Source organism: Staphylococcus sp. HMSC072H03 (assembly GCF_001809305.1).
Taxonomy (GTDB): domain Bacteria; phylum Bacillota; class Bacilli; order Staphylococcales; family Staphylococcaceae; genus Staphylococcus; species Staphylococcus hominis.
Genome location: NZ_KV796883.1, coordinates 281,801 through 305,778, shown reverse-complemented (window position 1 = coordinate 305,778; position 23,978 = coordinate 281,801). Strand labels below are relative to the sequence as shown.

24 protein-coding genes are annotated in these 23,978 nt (G+C 30.9%); 5 read left to right on the top strand and 19 right to left on the bottom strand.

Translation table 11 applies throughout. The annotated features are described in order from the left end of the window. Nucleotides 1-7: 7 nt before the first annotated feature. The 4 genes from HMPREF2578_RS07500 to HMPREF2578_RS07485 are packed head-to-tail and all read right to left on the bottom strand — an operon-like array spanning nt 8 to nt 2,688. Nucleotides 8-874 carry an RluA family pseudouridine synthase gene (locus tag HMPREF2578_RS07500; protein ID WP_049434454.1) on the bottom strand — a complete coding sequence of 289 codons (867 nt, stop codon included), beginning with the start codon at nt 872-874 and terminating at the stop codon, nt 8-10. Beyond that, nucleotides 874-1,680: an NAD kinase gene (locus HMPREF2578_RS07495; protein ID WP_049434456.1), complete on the bottom strand. Its 807-nt coding sequence runs from the start codon at nt 1,678-1,680 to the stop codon at nt 874-876. The genes HMPREF2578_RS07500 and HMPREF2578_RS07495 overlap by 1 nt, the downstream gene beginning before the upstream one ends. Before the next feature lie 14 nt (nt 1,681-1,694). Then, nucleotides 1,695-2,324: a GTP diphosphokinase gene (locus tag HMPREF2578_RS07490; protein WP_017175811.1), complete on the bottom strand. Its 630-nt coding sequence runs from the start codon at nt 2,322-2,324 to the stop codon at nt 1,695-1,697. A 16-nt stretch (nt 2,325-2,340) separates the two neighbouring features. Beyond that, on the bottom strand, nt 2,341-2,688 hold the full coding sequence (locus HMPREF2578_RS07485; protein WP_002448177.1) for a UPF0738 family protein: 348 nt from the start codon (nt 2,686-2,688) through the stop codon (nt 2,341-2,343). A gap of 209 nt (nt 2,689-2,897) precedes the next feature. Between HMPREF2578_RS07485 and HMPREF2578_RS07480 the strand changes: the two genes are divergently transcribed. The 3 genes from HMPREF2578_RS07480 to yjbH all read left to right on the top strand — a co-directional run bounded on the left by HMPREF2578_RS07480 (nt 2,898) and on the right by yjbH (nt 4,753). Then, a complete protein-coding gene (locus HMPREF2578_RS07480; RefSeq protein ID WP_048761217.1) occupies nt 2,898-3,476 on the top strand; it encodes a CYTH domain-containing protein in 579 nt (192 codons plus the stop codon). A gap of 90 nt (nt 3,477-3,566) precedes the next feature. Further along, the gene (locus HMPREF2578_RS07475) at nt 3,567-3,932 is read left to right on the top strand and encodes a truncated hemoglobin YjbI (protein WP_070508359.1); all 366 of its coding nucleotides are present in this window, start codon (nt 3,567-3,569) and stop codon (nt 3,930-3,932) included. Between the two features lie 23 nt (nt 3,933-3,955). Next, nucleotides 3,956-4,753, top strand: coding sequence for a protease adaptor protein YjbH (gene yjbH / locus HMPREF2578_RS07470; protein ID WP_048761214.1), 798 nt, complete (start codon nt 3,956-3,958; stop codon nt 4,751-4,753). A gap of 267 nt (nt 4,754-5,020) precedes the next feature. Here yjbH and pepF read toward each other — a convergent pair whose 3' ends face one another. The 4 genes from pepF to spxA form a co-directional block, all read right to left on the bottom strand. Further along, the gene (gene pepF / locus HMPREF2578_RS07465; protein ID WP_070508354.1) at nt 5,021-6,829 is read right to left on the bottom strand and encodes an oligoendopeptidase F; all 1,809 of its coding nucleotides are present in this window, start codon (nt 6,827-6,829) and stop codon (nt 5,021-5,023) included. Between the two features lie 45 nt (nt 6,830-6,874). Continuing rightward, complete coding sequence (locus HMPREF2578_RS07460; protein WP_048682892.1) at nt 6,875-7,852, bottom strand: competence protein CoiA; 978 nt, start codon at nt 7,850-7,852, stop codon at nt 6,875-6,877. A 112-nt stretch (nt 7,853-7,964) separates the two neighbouring features. Further along, complete coding sequence (mecA, locus tag HMPREF2578_RS07455) at nt 7,965-8,684, bottom strand: adaptor protein MecA (RefSeq protein WP_048761209.1); 720 nt, start codon at nt 8,682-8,684, stop codon at nt 7,965-7,967. Between the two features lie 198 nt (nt 8,685-8,882). Continuing rightward, entirely contained in the window at nt 8,883-9,278 is a 396-nt protein-coding gene (spxA, locus tag HMPREF2578_RS07450) for a transcriptional regulator SpxA (RefSeq protein ID WP_002448146.1), read from the bottom strand. Nucleotides 9,279-9,546: 268 nt separating this feature from the next. Between spxA and trpS the strand changes: the two genes are divergently transcribed. Beyond that, on the top strand, nt 9,547-10,536 hold the full coding sequence (gene trpS, locus HMPREF2578_RS07445) for a tryptophan--tRNA ligase (protein WP_017175817.1): 990 nt from the start codon (nt 9,547-9,549) through the stop codon (nt 10,534-10,536). 43 nt (nt 10,537-10,579) lie between these two features. On the opposite strand, the gene opp4C is transcribed toward trpS, so the two are convergent. The 10 genes from opp4C to opp3b form a co-directional block, all read right to left on the bottom strand. After that, nucleotides 10,580-11,491, bottom strand: a complete 912-nt coding sequence (gene opp4C / locus HMPREF2578_RS07440) for an oligopeptide ABC transporter permease (protein WP_049419758.1) — start codon at nt 11,489-11,491, stop codon at nt 10,580-10,582. A 20-nt stretch (nt 11,492-11,511) separates the two neighbouring features. Further along, nucleotides 11,512-12,474, bottom strand: coding sequence for an oligopeptide ABC transporter permease (opp4B, locus tag HMPREF2578_RS07435; protein ID WP_049382330.1), 963 nt, complete (start codon nt 12,472-12,474; stop codon nt 11,512-11,514). A 1-nt stretch (nt 12,475) separates the two neighbouring features. After that, nucleotides 12,476-13,444 (bottom strand): ABC transporter ATP-binding protein, encoded by a 969-nt coding sequence (locus HMPREF2578_RS07430; RefSeq protein WP_049382331.1) that lies wholly within the window; start codon nt 13,442-13,444, stop codon nt 12,476-12,478. 14 nt (nt 13,445-13,458) lie between these two features. Beyond that, on the bottom strand, nt 13,459-14,430 hold the full coding sequence (locus HMPREF2578_RS07425) for an ABC transporter ATP-binding protein (RefSeq protein WP_049419757.1): 972 nt from the start codon (nt 14,428-14,430) through the stop codon (nt 13,459-13,461). 48 nt (nt 14,431-14,478) lie between these two features. Then, nucleotides 14,479-16,191: an oligopeptide ABC transporter substrate-binding protein gene (gene opp4A / locus HMPREF2578_RS07420; RefSeq protein WP_017175822.1), complete on the bottom strand. Its 1,713-nt coding sequence runs from the start codon at nt 16,189-16,191 to the stop codon at nt 14,479-14,481. Between the two features lie 165 nt (nt 16,192-16,356). Next, entirely contained in the window at nt 16,357-18,015 is a 1,659-nt protein-coding gene (locus tag HMPREF2578_RS07415) for a peptide ABC transporter substrate-binding protein (protein WP_070508353.1), read from the bottom strand. A gap of 24 nt (nt 18,016-18,039) precedes the next feature. Beyond that, complete coding sequence (locus HMPREF2578_RS07410) at nt 18,040-18,990, bottom strand: ABC transporter ATP-binding protein (protein WP_002488384.1); 951 nt, start codon at nt 18,988-18,990, stop codon at nt 18,040-18,042. After that, entirely contained in the window at nt 18,977-20,062 is a 1,086-nt protein-coding gene (locus HMPREF2578_RS07405; protein ID WP_002488359.1) for an ABC transporter ATP-binding protein, read from the bottom strand. Before HMPREF2578_RS07405 ends, HMPREF2578_RS07410 begins: the two co-directional genes overlap by 14 nt. A gap of 17 nt (nt 20,063-20,079) precedes the next feature. Then, the gene (gene opp3C, locus HMPREF2578_RS07400) at nt 20,080-21,144 is read right to left on the bottom strand and encodes an oligopeptide ABC transporter permease (protein WP_002448155.1); all 1,065 of its coding nucleotides are present in this window, start codon (nt 21,142-21,144) and stop codon (nt 20,080-20,082) included. After that, nucleotides 21,144-22,070 (bottom strand): oligopeptide ABC transporter permease, encoded by a 927-nt coding sequence (opp3b, locus tag HMPREF2578_RS07395; RefSeq protein WP_070508352.1) that lies wholly within the window; start codon nt 22,068-22,070, stop codon nt 21,144-21,146. The genes opp3C and opp3b overlap by 1 nt, the downstream gene beginning before the upstream one ends. 231 nt (nt 22,071-22,301) lie before the next feature. Here opp3b and HMPREF2578_RS07390 point away from each other — a divergent pair, with 231 nt between their 5' ends. Next, nucleotides 22,302-22,679, top strand: a complete 378-nt coding sequence (locus HMPREF2578_RS07390) for a DUF3899 domain-containing protein (protein ID WP_049418716.1) — start codon at nt 22,302-22,304, stop codon at nt 22,677-22,679. Between the two features lie 53 nt (nt 22,680-22,732). Here the strand turns inward: HMPREF2578_RS07390 and fabF are convergent, their stop codons facing one another. Next, entirely contained in the window at nt 22,733-23,977 is a 1,245-nt protein-coding gene (fabF, locus tag HMPREF2578_RS07385) for a beta-ketoacyl-ACP synthase II (protein WP_070508351.1), read from the bottom strand. Nucleotide 23,978 lies beyond the last annotated feature (1 nt).

Below are 23,978 nucleotides of genomic sequence, written 5' to 3'. Positions count from 1 at the left end.
CCTAATTTTAATTTACACTTTGATATATTTTTTCTAAGTTTTTATAATCTATAATAATCTCGATTTCTTTATTATATATTGGATGTATAAATTTTACTTTATAACACTGTAAAGATTGTGTTTGAATCCGAGGATGAAAACCATCATATAAGTCATCCCCAATAAGTGGATGACCAATATGCTTAAAATGAACTCTAATTTGGTGTGTTCGTCCAGTATGTAATTTAACTTCACATAAACTTGCACTGTGATGACTACTCAACGTTTTATATTCAGTTTTTGCATGTTTACCAGATGGCGTAATACACCGAGTAATAATACTATCTTTGTTTCTACCAATAGGTGCCTCTATCATAGATTGTTCTTTAGTTTTACCGTAACACACACATATATATCGCTTATCTATTTCAAATGTCGACATAAGGTGATGAATATGACCATGTTTAGTAAAGATAACGATGCCCGTCGTATTACGATCTAATCTTGTAACAATATGAGGTACTACATATTGTACTTTATTTGTAGAATGATTTAAATAATACATCACGCGCTCAATTAAACTATCATGAGGATGTTCTCTTGAAGGTGCACAATTTAAATGCACCGGTTTTGAAACGATAATTAAATATGTATCTTCATATAATATTTCAATATGTTTGTTTGAAGGACGAAGATATGTACTTGGAACTTCTTCCGGCAGTTTAACAATAAGTTGATCATCTTTTTTCAACATATATCTAACTGTCACAGGTTGCCTATTAATAATTAAAGCGCCATCACGTTTAATGGCGCTAATTGTTTTCTTTGAATAATTATGACGTTGTAAAAATGTCTTAAGCATTTCTTCGCTATGAATATGGTATACAAATTTCATCAATCATCTTCACTTTCAATAAACGAATCATGAACTCTTTTCCAAAAAGGAAATGGTCTAAACCTAGCAAAACGAACTTTTTCATTTGCGACCCTAAATTGAATGTCGCTCACATTTTTATGTTTTAGACTGACATGGTCAATTGTTGTTCTAATTGTATTATGATTTACAGGTGTAATCAAACATGTATGATGCTTAGGTAATACTAATGGTGAACCTACCGTTCTAAATACTCTATTATTAATAGATGCAATTTCAGCAATTTGTATGGCTTCAAGAGAAGGATGAATCAGTGCACCACCCAGCGCTTTATTATAAGCCGTCGACCCAGAAGGTGTGGAAATACATAGACCATCTCCTCTAAATCGTTCAAAATGTTTACCTCTAATTGCGACATCTGCTACTAATGTTGATCCATTTTCAGTTTTCATAGTTGCTTCATTGAGTGCTAGATAGCGTGTTTCATTCTTAGCGTTGTTATATTTAACAATAATTTCAAGTAATGGATATTCAATCACTTGAAATTCAGAATGATGAATTTCATCAATCAATTTTTCAACTTCATGAGGTAACCAGTCTGCGTAAAAACCTAAATGACCAGTATGTACTCCAACGAATGCTACATTTGATAACATATGACTATACTGATGAAAAGCTTGCAAAAGTGTTCCATCTCCACCGACAGATATTACTATTTCTGGATTTTCTGTATCCTCCATCATATGAAAAGAGTTCATTTGATTCATCATTTTATGTTTAAGCGTGTTTGATTTAGAGTCACCTTTAGATAAAATCGTATAACGCATGTATTGACACCTCATCAGTCATGTTTTTTTGCACGTTTTTGAGTATAATATTTTTGAGCTTCTTGTATTTCCTCTTTAATTTCAGACATCTCTTCATCTAATAAGTAAGCCGCTTCAGCAGCTCTTTCTAGACGATGTTGTATCTCAGCAGGATAATCTCCATCATATTTATATCTTAATGTATGTTCGATTGTAGCCCAAAAATTCATTGCTAATGTTCGAATTTGAATTTCAGCTAATATCATTTTTTGACCACTTAATGTTTCAATTGGATACTCGATAATTACATGATATGAACGATAACCACTTTGTTTTGTATTGTTAATATAATCTCTTTCTTCTACAACTTTAAAATCTTGTCGTTGTCTAAGCATGTTAACAACTACATCAATATCATCAACGAATTGACACATCATCCTTAAACCAGCTATGTCGTACATTTCTTCACGTAATCGATCAAAAGGAATTCCCCTTTTATTCGCTTTATCAATGATACTTGTAATAGGCTTTACACGACCAGTTACAAATTCAATGGGTGAGGCGTTGTCTCCAACTTCATATTGCTTACGTAAGCCTTTTAATTTCACCTTTAATTCATCGACTGCTTGTTTATATGGTGTTAAAAATTGCTCCCATTGATTCATATGGTTCCACTCCGTTTCACTTTAGTTCGAAAGTTTCTTCAACTGCTGAAACAAACTCCTTACCATAGTTATTATTTCCTTCAACATTTTCTAGGATATAACTTAATTCATCTTGAAAATGTTCTAATTCTAATTCATCGTTAATAATTACTTTTTTATCTCTATTATTATGTAACATTGACCACGTCTCTTGTACAAAAATCAAATATGAATACGACGAGCCATCATCTAATAAATAAGCAAAACTAAAATTATCACTATCTACAAGCATTTGTCCTACTTCATCTAATCCATCAGTTGGATCTTCTGAGTAGCAATAAATGCTATCATCTTTGATTTTAATTTCATTTACATATATACGCATGCTTGTTCCTCCTTATTATTCCTTATTAGTTTAACATAATTTAACTTTCAAACACACATTAGAGTACCATAGTTCAAGTATGCCCTAAACGATTAAATATTTAGCTCCATATATTTTATTTTTAGTATTGTTATTACTTTAATTTTTTACAAATGTCCGTCATAATGAACTACAATAATATACTAAAGATTTTCTAATGAGGTGTAATTATGAGTACTAATAATGAAATTGAATTTAAGCAATTAATTGATTTCAATACATATAACGCGATTAAAGATTCTTACTTTAAACAACTCACACCATTCACTCAAACAAATTATTATATTGAATCACCTAGTTTCAAACTACGTGATCATCGTTCTGCTTTAAGAATACGTGTTAAACAAAACACATTTGAAATCACACTAAAAGTACCAGCTAAAGTTGGCTTGATAGAATATAATCATCCAATCGATATTAAGCCTCATATTGGACAAACAATTGTCAAATCAACATTACCTAACGATATTCAAAAAATTCTTACTGAATTTGATATTGAAGAAAACGAATTAAGTGTTTTAGGTGCATTGACAACTGAAAGATTAGAAGTTGAATTTCAAAATGAACTATTAGTATTAGATAAAAGTCAATACTTTGATAAAACAGACTATGAACTAGAATTTGAAGTCAATGATTATCAAATAGGCTTTGAAAAATTTCAAAATTTATTAAAACAATTTGACCTAGTTCATGAGCCCCCTAAAAATAAAGTTCAACGCTTTTTTGAATATCAAGCTCAATTAGGATAGATATGAGATAAACTTGTGAAAAGTCAAATTACTTTTAAATGTAAAAATTCATGTTATATTAGAAATATATTAATAGAAATTGGTGATACTATGGCTACAACACCTTATGATGTAATAGGAGAAAAAGCTTTGTATGATATGATTGATTATTTCTACTTTCTTGTAGAGAATGATCAAAGAATCAACCATTTATTTCCTGGAGATTTTAAAGAAACAAGTAGAAAGCAAAAGCAGTTCTTAACACAATTTCTAGGAGGTCCTGATTTATACACTCAAGAACATGGTCACCCAATGTTAAAAAAAAGACATATGGAATTTAGAATTACTACTTATGAAAGAGATGCATGGTTAGAAAATATGTATAAAGCAATCAATAAAGCTCAATTTCCAGCAGGAGTTGGCGAATACTTGTATGAAAGATTGCGTTTAACTGCTAACCATATGGTGAATTTCTAAATATAATTGAAGGTGAGTTAAACATGGCTGAAGAACTTAAAATTGTAGATAATGCGAGTCGTGAAAACACTAATCTGTCACCTGTAAATAAAATAGAAATTTATTCATTCTTTGATCCTTTTAATAAAGATTGTTTTAAATTATCCGCAATTATTTCTAAATTAAGAATTGAGTATAATCAATATATTCGAATCAGACATATTTTGAATCCTTCATTAAAGGTCTTGACTAAATGTCAAGCTCAAAGTACTTCAGATTTTGATAATATTGCTTTAGCATATAAAGCTGCTGAATTACAAGGTAGATTAAGAGCGGAACGTTTTATTCATTTAATGCAAAACGAAATTATACCGAAAAAAGATATTATCACTGAAGAAATGATTTGTAATTGTATTAAAAATGCTGGTTTAGATTATGATGTTTTCAAAGAAGACTTACAAAAAAATAAACTTACCGAAAGTTTGAAAATAGATTTGCATATTGCAAGAGAAATGGAAATTGAACAAGCGCCTTCACTTGTATTTTTTAGTGAAGATGTACATGAAGAAGGTTTGAAAGTCGAAGGCCTTTATCCTTATCATATTTATACTTATATTATTAATGAATTAATGGGATGCCCTATCGAAAAAGAATTACCTCCAAATCTCGAAACTTATATTCAATCCAAACAATTAGTAACGATGGAAGAATTGCTTACTATTTATGAATGGCCGGAAAAATTACTCGTAAAAGAATTGAAAAAATTAGCTTTACAACAAAAAGTTGAAAAACTAAATTATCCTGACGGCGAATTTTGGCAATCTAAAATGCCTAAGAAATAACAAAGAGCGATCACTTATATGAAGTGTATCGCTCTTTTTATATTAACTTGATTTAATAATTAAGCATAAAAAAAACGCCGTGTCTGATTACACGACGCTAAACAAAGGGGATGGGAGAAATTTTTCACTTCAAACAAAGGGGTATGTTTGTTATGTGATTAATTTCATGTATATAATATAACACGCTCAAAACGTCGTTTCAATATTAAACTACATTTCCACCCTAAATGTCACAAATTAGACACATTGAAAACGAATACACTCTTTTTAGTGCTTCATTAATTTTTCAAATGCTTTTAATTTTTGTTCAAAAACTTCACACGCTTGCTCTATAGGTTCTGGTGTAGTCATATCTACACCCGCATTCTTAAGAATTTCAATTGGGTAATTAGAACTACCTTTTTTCAAGAATTCATTTATATATCTTTCAACAGCAGGCTGTCCTTCTGTTAAAATTTGATGACTTAAACTTTGAGCTGCACTGTATCCAGTTGCATATTGATATACATAATAATTCATATAGAAGTGTGGAATACGAGACCACTCTTTACTAATATGATCATCTGTTTCTACTACATCACCGAAGTATAGTCTATTTAATTTAGCATACTCTTCATTCATACGAGTTGAAGTTAATGGTTCTCCCGCTTCCTCAATTTGATGAATTTTGTGTTCAAATTCAGCAAACATAGTTTGACGGAATAATGTTGCTCTGAAACGCTCAAGTTCTTGGTTTAGTAATAATAAACGTCGATCATCATCTAAATGTTTATCCATATAATCACTTAGTAGAGCTTCATTACATGTTGAAGCAACTTCAGCTACAAAGATAGAATAATCACTAGAGTTTGATGGTTGATTTTTACGACTAAAGTAACTATGTGCAGAATGTCCAAATTCATGAACAAGTGTATATAAATCAGAGATAGTATCAGACCAATTTAATAAAATAAATGGATTAGTTAAATGTGCGCCTGAAGAATAACCACCTGAGCGTTTTCCTTTATTCTCATAAACATCTACCCAACGATGATTTAAACCTTCTTTCACTACATCTAAATATTCTTTTCCCATTGATTCTAGGGCTTTTAGCATCCATTCTTTAGCTTCGTCATATGGCATTTCAAATTTAACATCTTTAACTAATGGAGTATAGATGTCATACATTTTCAAATCATCAATACCTAAAAGTTCTTTTCTCAATTGAGTGTATTTATGCAACAATGGAAGATATTTGTGAACTGTTGCAACTAAATTATCATATACTTCTTCAGGAATATGATTATTACTTAAAGCGCGTTCACGTGCCGTTTTATAGTTATGCGCACGCGCATTGAAAATATTTTTCTTAACTTCACCAGCTAAAGTTGAACCTAATGTATTGTTATATGCACCATACGCCTCATATAAGTTGTTGTAAGCTGACTGACGTAATTTACGATCATCTGATTCTAAATATTTAATAAATGTACCTTGTGTTAAAGGATGTTTTTTCCCATCTTTATCTACTGCATCTTTAAACTCTAAATCAGCGTTACTAAACATACCATAGACATTTTCTGGAGTTGATAATGCATCTTGCGCTTGGGTTAATAATTTTTCTTTATCAGCATCTAAAATATGCGGACGTTTTTCATTAATTAATTTCAAGTCAAATGCATAACGTTTTAAATCATCGTTACTCTTAATAAAAGATTCTAATTTCTCTTCATCAATTTGCAAAATCTCTGGAACTAAGAAACTCCATGCTGAGCTAATTTTTATGATGAGTTGATGCGCACGAGATTCAAAACCAGTATATTTATCGTTAGATGTATCTTGGTCTTGTTTTAGATGTGCATAAACATATACCTTTTCTAATTGTGTTCCAATCTCATCTTCTAAAGCTAAAGCATTATATAAAGTTTTAGCACTATCTCCTAGATGTCCTTTAAATTGTTCTTCTTTACCTAGATAGCTCTCTACCTCTTTTAATGCCTTTTCAAAAGCTTCATCGCTTTCAAAAATAGTTGTTAAATCCCAAGTTTCATTTGGATATTTTCGTTCTTGCTCTTCTCTAGTAAGTTGTTGACTCATACATGTACCTCCTAAATGAATTAATGTTATAATTTTCTCATTCTTTTATTTATTTTGCACGTTTAAACTCCCGCTTATTTGTTGAATATAATCATCTATTAACTTTAAAGTAATTTCTTCTTTATTAATATCCAGTAGATAAAATTGTCTGAATTTCAAATACGACATTAAATACTGCTTGGGAAGATTATGTTTTAACAACAACTTTAGCTTGAGTTGCCATTGTACTGGATGATTTTCAATAAAAATTTGATACGAAAAAATATAACCTGTATCTCTACATACCTCATCGTCAGTTATTTGTAATTGATACATAGCACTTAAAGACGGTTCTAGCACTGAACGTTTTTTTCTACAATTAAAAATATAACGACTGATATGTCTATTTGACAATTTATAACAATATGACTCATTCTTTTGTTCATTGAATGATAACAATTCAGAAATTTGAATCATTCGTCTATGCGCAATAAATTTTCGGCCACCAATATGTTGTATATTGACATATTTTACTATAAGTTGTTTTTCATGCTCCCAACTATATAGCGTTCTATCAATCGGATTAATGAAATAAGCTTGAAATGTGTTCAAGTATAAATAACCCTTATGATATTGTACTTGTTCGATAATCCAAATAACTGCTACTCCAATTTGTTCAAGTCCTCTTGATCGAGATTTGACCTCTTTTATACTTATTCTTGAAAATTGAACTTCTATAGCTACTTTTGCATTCACAAGAATATCAGGATACTGCATAATTTCAGAAAAATAAGGCTCTATTTCAACATTAAAGTGATATTGTTTTAGACGTTGAGCAATAAAAAATTTAACGTAGTAATGTTTTTCTGTTTCATTTTTCATACATCTTCTTTTAGTTTGAGAAACATGAGCAAAATGCGGAATCTTTTTTAACCCTTTTTTTAAAAGAAGTTTTTCTTTGCAATATGGACATCGGTATTCTTCAGTAATGATAGCTTGATGAGCATATACAGTTTCATTATTACGATTAATCGCTACTAACATGCATTCACCTCATACTATTAAACGTTTAAGGTGATTCATTTACTTTAAAAAAAGAGAGTAGGAAAGAAATTCATTTTAAATTTCTTCTCTACTCTCGATTAATCGTTATATATTATTCTACTGAATCAGTAAAATAACGACGTACTTGTGAAGTAACATTATGACTCATAATAATTTTAGCATAATCATTTAAATACACTTCTGTCTTATCACTAGGATAAGCGAATTCAAGTAATTGACTATAGCTATCATTAATTGTCTCTTGGCTAACAGTACTATCGAAGTGAATTGCATAGTAGTAATGTGAATCACTCATATACAATAAATCTTCAAACTCATCTGTAGATAGATTATGATGATAAGCGTAATGAATGACTTCTTCTAAGTCTTCGAATTTCACAATAATTGTTCTTAAACTAGAACGTTGTTGTGATGATTTACGTTTAGATTTATGTGCTTGTTTTTGTTGTGCACGTTGTTCAAATAAATCTTCAATACTTTCTTCTTGTTCTAATGTATTAGCTAGCAATTCATTCACTTGTTCCTCAAATTGTTCATTTGCATGATTATCTGACATGTTCATTGCTTCTTCATTTTTAGATTTAGAGATTGTAACTTCCACGCCTTTTTCAAATGCATGTACTTGAATCCAAAGAGGTCCTTCGACTACAAAATCTTCTTCTTCATTAATCTCGTCCATCATTGACCAAAAGAATTCTTCACCACGCTTACGATTTGTCCATAAATCTTCACGACTAAATCCTCTTGCTTCAATATCACCATAAGTTATAAATAATTTCACAGTTGTGTCGTCAACGCGTTCTATTCTCATATCATCTCACTCCTTACAGTCGATGAATAGTAACCATATTGTATTAGAACGTAAGTTAAATTACAATTTATTTGTTTGATTAAATTTCACTATTTTAAATAGGACACTATATCATATTATATTCCCTTTTTTTATTATAAAAAACAGCACTATAGCTAAGCCAGTGCTGTTAAATAATATGTTGTTAAATTTTAAATATTAGTCGACTAAACGTTGAGCTTCTTGTAATTGGAAAGTACGAACCTTTCTAGGTAAGAAACGTCTGATTTCATCTTCGTTATATCCAACTTGCAAGCGTTTTTCGTCTAAAATAATTGGACGACGTAATAGTCCAGGATTATCTTGAATAATTGTATATAAATCTTGCAATGGTAAAGAATCAATATCTACGTTTAATTTTTGATAAGTTTTAGAACGAGTTGAAATAATTTCATCTGTTCCATCTTCAGTCATTTTTAAAATTTGTTTAATTTCATCAATTGTTAAATGTTCAGAAAAAATGTTACGCTCCGTATACGGAATGTCATGTTCTTGTAACCATGCTTTCGCTTTACGGCAAGATGTGCAACTTGGTGATGTAAATAATGTTACCATACATCTCACTCTCCTATTGAATAAATATTATTCATTATATTAATAATTATGCTAATTTGTCTTAAGCTTATATTATAAGTATAATATGCTAACATTAAAATTAAATGAGAAAATCCTAATTTTTCTGAGAAATTTCAAATTTTCTAAAAATTTCTCTACAAAATCTAATTTCTTATGTGTATCTCTATTATAACATAACTTACAATTTAAAAAAATACTGTTATAATCTAGTTAAAATGAATTATTTTTAAAGAAAGTAGGCATCTATATGGAGACATTATTTTCAGGAATACAGCCAAGTGGGATACCTACATTAGGTAACTATATTGGTGCATTAAAACAATTTTCAGACGTACAGAACGATTACAACTGTTACTTTTGTATTGTAGACCAACATGCGATTACTGTCCCACAAGATAAAATCAAATTGCGTAAACAAATTCGTCAGTTAGCAGCAATTTATTTAGCTTCAGGTATTGATCCAGATAAATCAACATTATTTATTCAATCAGAAGTTCCAGCACATGTTCAAGCCGGTTGGATGTTAACGACCATTTCAAGTGTTGGCGAGCTTGAACGTATGACGCAATATAAAGATAAAGCGCAAAAACGTACAGATGGTATTCCAGCTGGTTTATTAACTTATCCACCTTTAATGGCAGCTGATATTGTTATTTATAATACAAATATTGTGCCCGTAGGTGAAGACCAAAAACAACATATGGAACTTACTAGAAATTTAGTAGAACGTTTTAATAGTCGTTATAACGATATATTAGTTAAACCAGAAATTCGTATGCCAAAAGTTGGTGGACGTGTAATGAGTTTACAGGATCCAACAAAGAAAATGAGTAAAAGTGATGATAATCAAAAAAACTTTATCTCATTACTAGACGAACCAAATGTTGCAGCGAAAAAAATTAAAAGCGCTGTAACTGATTCAGATGGTATTATCAAGTTTGATAAAGACAATAAACCAGGAATTTCTAACCTACTTACAATTTATTCAAGTTTAACTAATAAATCTATTAAAGAGCTTGAAACACAATACGAGAATGAAGGATACGGAACATTCAAAACAGACTTATCAGAAGTAGTTAAAGACTTTTTAGTACATTTCCAAGAAAAATATAACGAATTTTATAATTCAGATAGATTGGATGACATCTTAGATCAAGGGCGTGACAAAGCTCAAAAAGCTTCTTTTAAAACACTGAAAAAAATGGAACGTGCAATGGGCTTAGGACGTAAGAGATAAATTAAAAGCGATTGATCAATATTGATCAGTCGCTTTTTTATTATTATCTTCTATCTTTTGGATTAAACGCATCTTTTAAACCTTCACCAACAAAATTAATACTTAATATAGTAAACATAATCATTAATGCAGGAGGCATCCAAATCCATGGTTTAGAACTAATTACATCGCCTTCTTGAGCATCGCTTAACATATTTCCCCATGAAGGAATAGACTTACTAATACCAAATCCTAAAAAACTTAGTCCTGATTCAACTACAATCATACCAGCAAAGGTTAATGTCGTTTGAACAATAACAATACTAATAATATTAGGTAATAAGTGTTTTAAGATAATTTTATGTGTAGGAGTTCCTATGGATTTAGCTGCTAAGAAATACTCATTTTCTTTTTCTTGCATCACTTTACCTCTTATAAGTCTCGCTATCCCGCCCCAACTTAAAATGATAATAACCACTATTAAAATCAATGCAGAACCGTATGGATTTTTAATTTTATCTCCTAATGCTGCATTTAGAACAATTGCAAAAATTAAAAATGGAAATAACATCACAAATTCTGTAATTCTCATTAATATTGTGTCAGTTATACCTCCAAAATAACCTGATATTACTCCAATTGTAATTCCAATGATCAACATACCAATAGTCGAAGTTAGTCCAATAGTTAACGAAACTCTCCCTGCATATAATAATCTGCTAAAATTGTCTCTTCCTCCAGAATCAGTGCCTAAAATATTATGTGAAGACATATCACCTTTAATATTTAAAAGATCTTGTTGATTAATTGGTAGAGGAGCTAATAACGGTGCAATAATAGAAATAATAGCTAAGAAAAATAAAAATATTAAAGATACCATTGCAATTTTATTTTTTAAAAACTTTTTTAAAGCTAATTGTGTTGGAGAATAAATTTTTTTAGTAGAATTTTTTTTACTGCTTCGTTCTTTTTTCATAATACTTTTGCCTCTTTTATTTAATTACTGTGAATTCTTGGATCTATAAAATTATATGTAACATCAGAGATAAGATTGCCAAATAGACCTAAGAATGAAAAGAAAAGTGTTAAAGCCATCATTAATGGATAATCTTGGCCTGTTACTGATTCTAAAAATAATTTTCCTATACCATTAAATGAAAAAATAGTTTCAGTTATTACTGCGCCACCTAAAATACTTACAATATCTGCCCCTAAAAATGTAATTATAGGAATAAGTGAATTTCGTAAAATATGCTTATTATAAATTTTATTAGTTGATAAACCCTTAGCTTTCGCTGTTAGAACATAATCTTTATTTGAATTATCAATAATATCATTTCTAAGGTATTGAATATAACCAGCAGTAGATAACAAACCTAATGTTAAAGCAGGTAATAACGTATGATATATTTTACTTATATAGTAACTAAACGTTCCTTCTTCTAAATTAATATCAACAGAACCTTGAAAAGGAAATATTGGAATTTGAAATGCGAATAAATATATTGCAAAAACACCTGCTATAAATGAAGGAATAGCTAGCATAATATAGTTGAATATTTGAATTGTATAATCACTTAGTGTATAGGCATATCTACCAGATATAATCCCTAATATAAAAGATAATATGTATGTAATGATTAACGAAACTGTCCCTAATAATATTGTATTAGGTATACGTTCACTTATTAATTCAAGTACTGGTCGTTTATATTTAATTGATTCTCCTAGATTACCATGAGTCACATTATTTACCCATCTAATATATTGTTTAGGAATTGAGTCATTAAGACCTAATTTTTCTTTTTGAGCTTCAATTGCCTCTTGTTTAATATGAGGATTATATTGTCCTGTAAATGGATCACCAGGTTGAATGATTGCTAAACTAAATACCACTATAGATATCAAAAACAGTAAAGGAATCATTAATAAAAATCTTTTTATTATAAGTCTTAGCACTTCACTCTCCTCCTTCGCTATAGAAACAAGCAACATAATGATTAGGCTTAATTTCTTTTAATTTAGGTCTTTTTTCTGAACATATTTTTTTTGCTATTGGACACCTAGTGTGAAACGGACATCCTTGTGGTGGATTACTTGGAGAAGGTAATTCTCCATTTAAAATAACTCTATTTGATTTTTGTTTATTAAATTGTGGTATTGAAGATATAAGTGCTTTAGTATATGGATGATAAGCATGAGTATATAGTTCATGGCTATCCGCTATTTCAACCAAATGACCTAGATACATTACGCCTATGACATCACTAATATGTTTCACAACGCTTAAGTCATGTGCTATAAAGAGATAACTGAGACTAAATTCTTTCTGTAAATCTTTCAATAGATTCAAAACTTGTGATTGTACTGATACATCTAATGCACTTACAGGTTCATCTGCAACAATTAACTTAGGTCGTATTGCTAAAGCTCTAGCAATTCCAATTCTTTGACGCTGTCCTCCTGAAAATTGATGAGCATATTTATAATATGCATCTTCGCTCATACCTACACATTTTAATAAGTATAGTACTTCATCTTTCAAATTCTTTTTATCTACAAGATGATAATTTAGTAAGGGCTCACCTACAATATCACCAACCATTTGCATAGGGTTTAAAGATGCATAAGGATCTTGAAAAATCATCTGAAAATCTTTGCGTGCATTTCTTAATTCTTTACCTTTAAGTTTAGTAATACTTCTACCGCATATTTTAATATCGCCAGATGTTATATTTTCTAAGCGTACAACAGACTTACCAAGAGTAGATTTCCCACAACCTGATTCACCTACTAAACCAAATGTTTGTCCTTTTTTTATTTTTAATGTGATATTATCTACCGCTTTTACATATTGATTCTTTTTAAAAAGACCATTTTTAATAGAATAGTATGTTTTTAAATTCTGTATTTCTAAGATGTAATCCATATTTCTTTTCCTTTCTAATCATTAAATAGATGACAACGTACCTTACTATTATTTATATTTAGGATCCTGGGTTCGCATTGACTACAGATATTCATTTTTTTAGGGCATCTATTAACAAAACGACATTGCTTATTATTAAATTCTGTTATATTTGGAACTAGTCCCTCTATAACTTCAAGATATTCAGTATCTTCATCTAATTTTGGAATTGTATTTAATAATTTTTTTGTATATGGATGTTTAGGATTCACTATTACGTCTTTCAAATTTCCATATTCAACAATTTGGCCAGCATACATGACCATGACTGAATCACAAAATTCAGATACAACACTTAAATCATGAGTTACTAAAATAATAGACATTTTATTTTTTCGTTGTAATTTCTTCAGTAAATCTAGAATTTGTGCTTGAACCGTAACATCTAAGGCAGTTGTAGGTTCATCTGCAATTAATAATTTAGGATTACATGAAATTGCAATAGCAATCATCACTCTTTGACGCATTCCACCTGATAGTTGATGGGGATAACTATTTAATACTTCTTCTACTCTTGCTATACCAACGTCTTCTAATAACTGTTTTGCTAATTGATATGCTTCTTTTTTATTCTTTTTTAAATGTAAAATTATAGGTTCAATAATTTGTTCCTTAATTTTAAAAACTGGGTTTAATGCAGTCATTGGTTCCTGAAAGATCATACCTATTTCTTTGCCACGAATATTTTGATATTCTTTTTCTGTTATTTTCGTTAAATCTTTACTATCAAATATGACTTTTCCATTTGTTATTTTTGAAATTCTATCAGGCAATAATCTAATAATCGATTTATTAAGTATAGATTTTCCACAACCCGATTCCCCCACAACACCTAATATTTCATTTTTTTCTAAGTTTAAAGATATCTGATCAATTGTCGGATACCATTTATTTTCAATTTTAATCGAAGTTTCTAAATCTTTAATTTCTAATAAATATTTATCCATCGCTTACTCCAATCAATAAACCCCGACTAAAGTCGAGGTTTATCCTAATCATTCTTTGGTTAATTTATATAAATCCATATCTGATCCTATTTTAATGTCCACATTTTTCACTTTGTCATTAACGACAGTTAGAGTGTCTAATTGAACAATAGGTAATGCTGGTAGTGTATCATTAGTATGTTTTTGCCATTCTAGATATATTTTTTTACGTTTTTTATCATTATTTCCTACTTTTGAGAAATCCAATGCATCATCTAATAATTTATCAGAAGTTTTATCTGTAGTACGCATTTCATTTTGTGGTCTATCAGAATGATATAAATCAGAAGGATCTGGATCAGAACCACCTGTCCATGTTCTAAAGTAAACTTCCATATCTTTAGAAGCTTGAGCTAAGTCATCATTATATTTACCAAATTCCACCATTTTCACATTCGTTTTCAAACCGACTTTTTCCCAGAAATCTTTAATTGCTGCAGTTCTAGGTTCAAATGTTGGATTTGATCCAGAATAGTGTTTTAAATTAATTTCAAATGGTTTACCATTAGGGTCTTCTCTGAACCCATCACCATTTCTATCTTTATATCCTAATTTATCTAATATTTTTTTAGCTTTTTCTGGATCATAGTTATAGTCATTTAAATCTTTTTGATTAGCTGCAATCCAATGAATTGATGGTACAAAGCTATTTAGTTCTTTACCATATCCTTGATAAAACGCTTTTATCCATTTTTTTCTATCAATTGCATATAACATTGCTTGTCTAAGCTCTTTTTCTTTATATTTTGGACGTTCTGCTCCAGTTTTATTTTTATCTTTATCATAATCATGAGATACAAATCCTATTACTGCATAATCTGTGCCTGGAGTTGACAATACTTTAAGTTTTCCATCTCCTGATTTTTTAGCTTCTTGAGCAATACTACCAGTAGTACTATCAGTCATATCGATTTCACCATTTTTCATAGCTTTAACGATTTGTGTTTGATCAATTACTTTTAAATTTATTTTGTCTAACCCTGGTTTTCCTTGCCAGTAGTCATTAAATTTTTCCAATTGTACCGCTTCACCTTGAACTACCTTTTTAACTTTGTATGGTCCAATACCTATTGGATGTTTTCTAACCTTATCTGACTTAGCTAGGTCTTTTACAGGAACATCACTTAAATATTTCTTACTTAATAAAGGTCCAGCAAAGAAACTTTCTAGATAATTAACTTTTTTATCTTTGAAAGTCACTTCCATAGTGTATTTATCTACTTTTTTAATACCACTAATTGAATCTGCTTGGCCTTCATGTTTTTCTTTAGATCCCTCGATATTTTCAACTACTGGATAATAATTTCCATTATAATCTTTATCTGCTAACACATTTAAAGAATAAATCCAATCGTCAATCGTTAATTCATTACCATCATGCCATTTAATTCCCTTTTTAATTGAAAATTTAATTTTTTTGCCTGGATCAATGTCTTTCCAAGATGCAATATATGGCTTAGGTTTTAAATTTTTATCAAGTTTAATAAGTACCTCATTAAAATAATTTTCTACTGATGAGTCCGAAGCGTCAGAACTTAATAAAGATGATAAAGTTCCTGAAGGTGCAGCATTTAGAGCTACATTTAATACTCCACCCTTATGATTAGATGTTTCGGTTTTAGATGTAGTAGCGTCTTTAGAATTTCCTCCGCCTTTTCCACATCCACTCAATACTAATATTGCTACTAATAAAAGAATTAAATACTTTCCAATTACTTTCATTAATATCAAGCCTCCTGTATATTCTATGATGTTTTTCTTATTTTACTTCTAAAATAAAATTTAACAAATATATTTTAAGAATTTTCTGATAATTATTTTATTTAAATTTTTAAATAAAAATAACCCCAAGTATTATAACTTGAGATTACTTTTTTGAATATTTAATTAGTTATCTTTCTTTTTTCCTGTTTCACGATCAATTGATTTATCGATATATACATGTTTCAATGTAGTATCTGGACCGATTTTATGATACTGTAATCCTTTGACCTGTGGATTAGTTAAGTGTGCTTCACCTTTTTGATAAACAGGAGCTACTGGTGCATCATGAAGCAAGATACTTTCCGCACGTTGTAGCGCTTCATTTCTTTTTTCTGTTTCACGTAACAATGAACTATTTGATTCTTTTAAAAGCCTGTTATATTCTTTGTTATCCCAATCAGTATTATTTTGCGCATTATCCTTAGTCATTGTTTCTAAAAATGCTGTTGGATCAGGATAATCTGGCCTCCAACCTGAATAAGTCGCTTCGTAATTATTAGCTAATTCTAAAGTGGTTTTTTGTTTAAATGGCATTTGTTTAATTTTTAATGTAACGCCTGGTAAGTTTGATTCAATTTGAGATTTAATATACTCTGCAGCTATTTTAGAAGCTGGTGTATCTTGCGTATTCATTGTAAATGCAAACTCTTTTTTACCTAATTCTTTTTTTGCCTTTTCCCAATTTTGTTTTGCTACCTTAGGATTATATTTTAAAGGAGACTCAACCGTACTTGCGAAGTCTTTACCGTCAGGCGTCTTCGCTGTACCTATTCCCGTGAAATTATTTGAAGCAAGAGACCCATCATTTAAAACAGTTTTTACATACCCTTTTTTATTGATAGCTTGTGCAATAGCTAATCTCAAATTTTTATTTTTAAATTCAGGCACTGTTTTTTCATTCATTTTAATATAAAAAGTACCAGCAGTTAAACGATAGTTTAATTCTTGACTGCCTTTATATTTATCAACTTGTTCAGACGTGATGATTGTATCATCGATTGAATTAGTATCATATAAAGAAGCGCCAGCTTGTTGATCTTTTAAAACTTTATAATTTACTTTATCTAATTTGACATTTTTTTTATCCCAATATTGATTATTTTTAACCAATTGTATTTTATCTTCTACCTGCCAATTAGTAACTTTGAATGGACCATTATAAACTGCTCTTTCAGCATTCGTTCCATATTTTTTACCATATTTTTTGGCAATTTTAGCATCTTGTGGATAAAAAGTACTTAAAGCAAGTAATTCATTTATGTACGGTACCGGTCTTTCTAAATCAATTTGAAGTTTATATTTATTTAACGCTTTGATTCCTAAAGAATTTAATGGTTTTTTTCCAGTATTAACTAAATCTGCATTTTTTATATCACTCATTATATATGCAAATTCAGAGGCGGTTTTTGGATCTACAACTTTTCTCCATGCATAAACAAAGTCATGCGCTGTTACAGGATCTCCGTTTGACCATTTTGCATCTTTTCTTAAATTGATAGTCAGAGTTTTACCACCATTACTTTTTTGTGGTGTTTCTTTTGCTACACCTAAAGTTACTTTATCATTTTTATCTATTGAATATAATCCTTCGAAAGTTTGACCAGCAACATCGCTAGAAACAGCATCTGTAATAAGAGCTGTATCTAAAGTAGTTATATCTTGAGTAATTATTTTTCTGAATACCTGTCCTTCATCAGAATATAAACTTTTTTTGTTACTACACGCTGATAGTATTAAAGTGACAATAACTAATAGCGTTAAATATTTATATTTTTTCTTCACATTCTTGTCCTCCCTTCCTCAGACTTAATTATGTTGAAGATGAGTTTGATCTTGTTCTTTTAAACGTACTGCTTCTTCATCTGTTACAAAAACGTAATGATTAGGTCTAATTTCTTGCAGTCTACGTTCTGCATTTTTAGATTCATCTTCTTCATACACAATTCGTTTTCTTGTTCTTTCACTATCAGGATCAGGTTGAGGAATCGCAGATAACAGTGATTTAGTATAATCATGTAAAGGATGATAATAAATTTCGTCAGACGTTCCTAATTCTACAATTTTTCCAAAATGCATTACTGCTATACGATCAGAAATATATTTAACCATTGATAAATCATGGGCAATAAATAGGAAAGTAATACCTCGTTCTTTTTGCAATTTCAGCATTAAATTCACTACTTGAGCTTGAATAGACACATCCAATGCAGAAATAGGCTCATCCGCAATAATAAACTCAGGTTCTACAGCTAACGCACGAGCAATTCCTATACGTTGACGTTGTCCACCAGAGAACTCGTGAGGATAACGATTCGCATGTTCCTTACTTAAACCTACTGTTTCTAGCAAATCATATACACGACGTTTACGATCTTTTTTATTACTTGCTAACTTATGAATATCAATACCTTCTGCTACAATATCCATGACCTTTAGACGTGGGTTTAAAGATGCATATGGATCTTGAAAAATCATTTGAATTTTCTTATTGAAATTTAATAACTCTTTTCTTTTAGTAATCTTCTGGATGTCCTGTCCTTCGTAAAGAATTTCACCATCTGTAATATCATTTAGTTTAATAATTGCTTTTCCAGTTGTAGATTTCCCACATCCAGATTCTCCTACTAACCCCAATGTTTCTCCCTTATAAATATTAAATGAAATATTTTCTATTGCTCTAACTTCATTACGTTTGCCTTCATTAAAATACTGCTTCACATTTTTTATTTCTAATAATACTTCTTTACTCTTCTCCATTGAACGACACCCTTTCTACTCGACGTGGTTTGTCGTAATTATTAGACATTTGACGTTGTCTCTTTTTCACCATTTCCGGCGGTTCAACTTTTGGGGCGCGTTCGTCTAACAACCATGATTTCACATAATGAGTAGGCGATACTTTAAACCATGGTGGTGCTTCCTTAAAGTCAATGTCTAGTGCATATTGACTACGTCTTGCAAATGCATCACCCTTTGGTGGATGTAATAAATCAGGCGGGGTACCTGGAATTGCAATTAACTCTGTCTCGTTACTTGTCGTTAAATCAGGCATTGAAGATAATAATCCCCATGTATATGGATGTTTTGGATCATAGAAGATTTCATCGACATGTCCAGTCTCAATCATTTGCCCACCATACATAACAGCCACTCTATCAGCCACATTTGCTACTACCCCTAAGTCATGTGTAATAAATATAATAGATGTTTCAATTTTTTGTTGTAATTCTTTCATTAAATCTAAAATCTGTGCTTGCATTGTTACATCAAGTGCTGTCGTTGGTTCATCTGCAATTAAAATTTTAGGTTCGCATGCCAAGGCAGTTGCAATAACAATTCTTTGACGTTGTCCCCCAGAAAATTGATGGGGATATGCTTTAAATCTTTTTTCTGCATTAGGCAGTCCTACTAAATTTAAAATCTCAAGTGCACGTTTCTTTGCTTCAGATTTACTATAATGACGATGTTTTATTAAAGGTTCCATGACTTGCTTACCAATTTGCATCGTAGGATTTAATGACGTCATAGGGTCTTGAAATATCATAGAAATATCTTTACCACGAAGTTTGTTTAATTCTTTTTCAGATTTAATTGCTAAATCTTCCCCTAAAAAATTAATTGTCCCTTTTTTAATTCTCCCTGTATCACCCTGGAATAATTTTGTAATTGCTTTTGTTGTTACAGATTTGCCAGAACCTGATTCTCCGACAATCGCTAATGTTTCCCCTTTATTTAAAAAGAAATCTACTCCTCTAACCGCTTGCACTTCCCCGGCAGTAATATCAAAGGAAACATGCAAGTTGTTGACTTCTAACACTCTTTCTGACATAGATTTTGCCTCCCTTGTTATTTACGCATTTTTGGATCAAATGCATCGCGTAATCCGTCACTAAATAAATAAAAGAATAAAATTAATAAACTTAATACTGTAGCTGGAATAAATAATTCGTGTGGGTGTATTAACAACATTGCTCGTCCATCATTTACGAGTGAACCAAGTGATGTTTTCGGTGCAGGTACCCCTATACCAATAAAGCTTAAAAATGCTTCGAAGAAAATTGCACTTGGTACAGTAAACATAGATGTTACTACAATGGCACCTAATGTATTTGGTAAAATATGCTTAAAAATTAATTTGAATTTTGAAGCTCCCAATGTTCTTGAAGCCATTACAAATTCTTGACTTTTTAGTTTTAAAAATTCACCACGCACTACTCTACTCATACCTAACCATCCGGTAATAGACATAGCTAAAATAATCGTCCAAATAGATGGTTCAAATATCAATACAAATAATATAACAATAATAAGGTTAGGAATTGATGCTATAATTTCTAAAATACGTTGCATGACATTATCAACGCGACCCCCAAAAAATCCTGAAATAGCGCCATAAACGACCCCTATAAAGATATCTAGTGCAGCAGCTACAATGCCAATAAATAATGAAATTTGAGCACCTTTCCATGTTCTAGTCCAAAGATCACGACCTAATTGATCTGTACCAAACCAAAAGTTTTCTTTCACGCCCGCTTCTTTATAAGCGCTCTTACCATCTGCTCCTGTTCCATCAAAAGGTAAAAAGTGTACTTGATCTAGTACTGGAATTTTAGCAGGTAAATTTCGTCTAGTAACATCTTGTTCGGCATAATCATGTTTACTAAATGCTGGTCCTACAAATGCAAGAATGACAATTAAAATGAGTCCAATCAAACCGACAATAGCTAGTTTATTTCTTTTCAACTGTGTCCATGCATCTTGCCAGAAGTTTTTACTTTCACGTTGTATTTCTGGTTCTTTATTTAAATCGAGTTCTCTAATAACAAAATCCGTCCCAACCGCTCCCTCAGAGGTATGTGACATCGCTGCATTTGAATGATCATCAAATGGTTTATTAAAATTTTCAGGCATTATTTTTTACCTCCTTGTACACGGATTCTTGGATCAATTACACCATAAAGAATATCTACGATAAAAATTGAAACGATAAATAATGTACTAAATAAAATTGTAGTAGCCATAATAACTGAGAAATCATTTGTTGTAATCGATCTAACAAATTGGTCCCCTAAACCGGGTACACCAAAGATATTTTCAATAGTCAAAGTCCCTGTTAAAATACCGGCTAACATTGGAACAATAATTGTAATAATAGGAATTAATGCATTTCTTAATGCATGCCCAAAAAGGACTCTTATCGGCGAGTTACCTTTAGCTCTTGCTAATAATATGTAATCAGAACTTAGTACCTCTATCATTTCAGCTCGAATATAACGAGCTACTGTGGCCATTACACTTGCTGATAATGCTAAGGAAGGCAACACTGCAGTTGAAAATCCTTCCCATCCTGCCACTGGAAACCATCTTAAACGTACTGCAAAAACGTATTGTAATAGTACTGCTAAGACGAATGAAGGTACTGATACTGCTATAACTGAAATAACAGTAGTTGTATAGTCTACCCAAGTGTTTTGTTTCGTAGCAGCTGCTACGCCTAAAATTAAACCTAAAATCACTCCAATAATCATTGCAGTAATACCCATTTCCATAGAAGGAATCAATCTCGGTCTAATTAATGACCAAACTGGTTGATTATGATATTGGAACGAATAGCCAAAATCCCCAGTTACTACATTTTTTAAATAATGAAGATATTGCACTGCTACTGGATCGTTTAATCCATATTTTTCGTTTAAAATTGCTTTTTGCTCAGCGCTTAATTTAGCATCATTAAATGGTGATCCAGGCATCATTTTCATCAAGAAAAATGTAATTGTGATGATAATAAATAACGATAAAATCATATATCCCAAACGTTTTAATATATATCGCGTCATCATACAGTCCCCCTTTACTAAATATTCAAAATTAACATTCCCTTCAAAATTTTCAGAAATATTTATACATATTATATATTCTTTTTTCATAAAATTGCAATATAATTTTACATTTTCTTAATATAAGTGTAATTTTTATATATATTATTTAAAAGAATATATATTTTAGATTTTATTTATAGTAAGTTTACAGTAAATTAGACTATATGGATAAGAAAGTTGGAGGTATACATGAACAATATTAAAACTTGGTTTATATGGCTCTTTTTGCCACTTATATGTACTTTTTTACTTTGGATGTTCGTAACTCAACATTCCTTTGTCTCATTTGTTGATATCTTATTTTATATATCACTTGTATTATTTATATTGTTATTTTTAATTCTCCTTGTACAAGAAGGTATATTTGATGCTACAAGTTTTGGTTTTAGACGCATGCGTTATCAACTCGCTTCTCGCTCTAAGAAAAAAACTTTAGAGAACGATGACTTTTTCAATCCAAAACAAGTAAAAAAAGAGCATTATACCATTTCAACATGGTTACTACCTGCTCTAATACTATGTGCATTTTACTTCATTTTGACTATTCTTATTTCAATTTTTCTATAAACGTAAAAAAACCATGCATATTATTGCATGGTTTTCTACTCTTAACTTAATTTTTAATCTTTAAACTTTTTAAATACTAATACTGCGTTATGTCCACCGAAACCTAGACTATTACTCATTGCATATTCAATTTCTAAATCTTGTGCTTCATTAGGAACAATATCTAAGTCACATTCTGGATCTGGTGAATCTGCATGAATCGTCGGTGCAACTTTAGAGTCACGAATAGATAATGCAGAGAAAATTGCTTCAATTCCCCCAGTAGCACCTAATAAATGTCCTGTCATCGATTTAGTTGAGCTAATTTTTAAGTTTTTAGCTGCATCTCCAAATGTATTTTTAATCGCTTTAATTTCATACAAGTCACCTACTGGCGTACTTGTACCATGTGCATTTAAGTATTGAATATCTTTAGCTTCAATACCTGCATCATCTAAAGCCGCTTGCATTGCACGAGAACCACCTTCGCCTTCAGGTGCTGGTGCAGTAATGTGATAAGCATCTCCAGTTGAACCATATCCTACAACTTCAGCGTAAATTTGTGCGCCACGTGCTTGTGCTGATTCTAATGATTCAATGACTAAGATACCAGCGCCTTCACCCATGATAAATCCATCACGTCCTTCTTGGAAAGGACGACAAGCTGTTTCTTTATCATCATTTGTTGATAATGCACGACTTGCACTGAATCCTGCAAGTGCCATATGCGTAATAGGTGCTTCAGTACCCCCAGTAATCATAGCATCAGCAGCACCTCTTTGAATGATTTTAAATGCTTCACCGATAGAATTTGTACCTGTGGCGCAAGCAGTAACAGTTGAACCATTAGGTCCTTTTGCACCTAAATCAATTGAAACTTGGCCAGTAGCCATGTCAGGAATAAGCATTGGAACAAAGAAAGGACTAACTCTTCTTGGTCCCTTATTCTTCAGTATTGTATGTGCAACTTCAAATGTTTCCATTCCACCAATACCTGAACCAATCCATACACCGATACGATTAGCATTATCGTCATTGATAGTTAAATTAGCATCTTCTACAGCTTGTCTTGCCGCTACTACTGCATATTGTGTAAAACGATCCATGCGACGCGCATCTTTTTTCGAAATATGATCTTCAATATTAAAGTCTTTTAATTCACCTGCTAAGTGAACGTTATATTCTTCAGTATCAACGCGTGTAATTGTATCAATTCCATTGACACCTTTTAAGGCATTTTCCCAATTTGTTTGGGCATCGTTTCCAATAGGTGATAATGCACCCATGCCTGTAATTACCACTCTTTTGTTTTCAGTCATA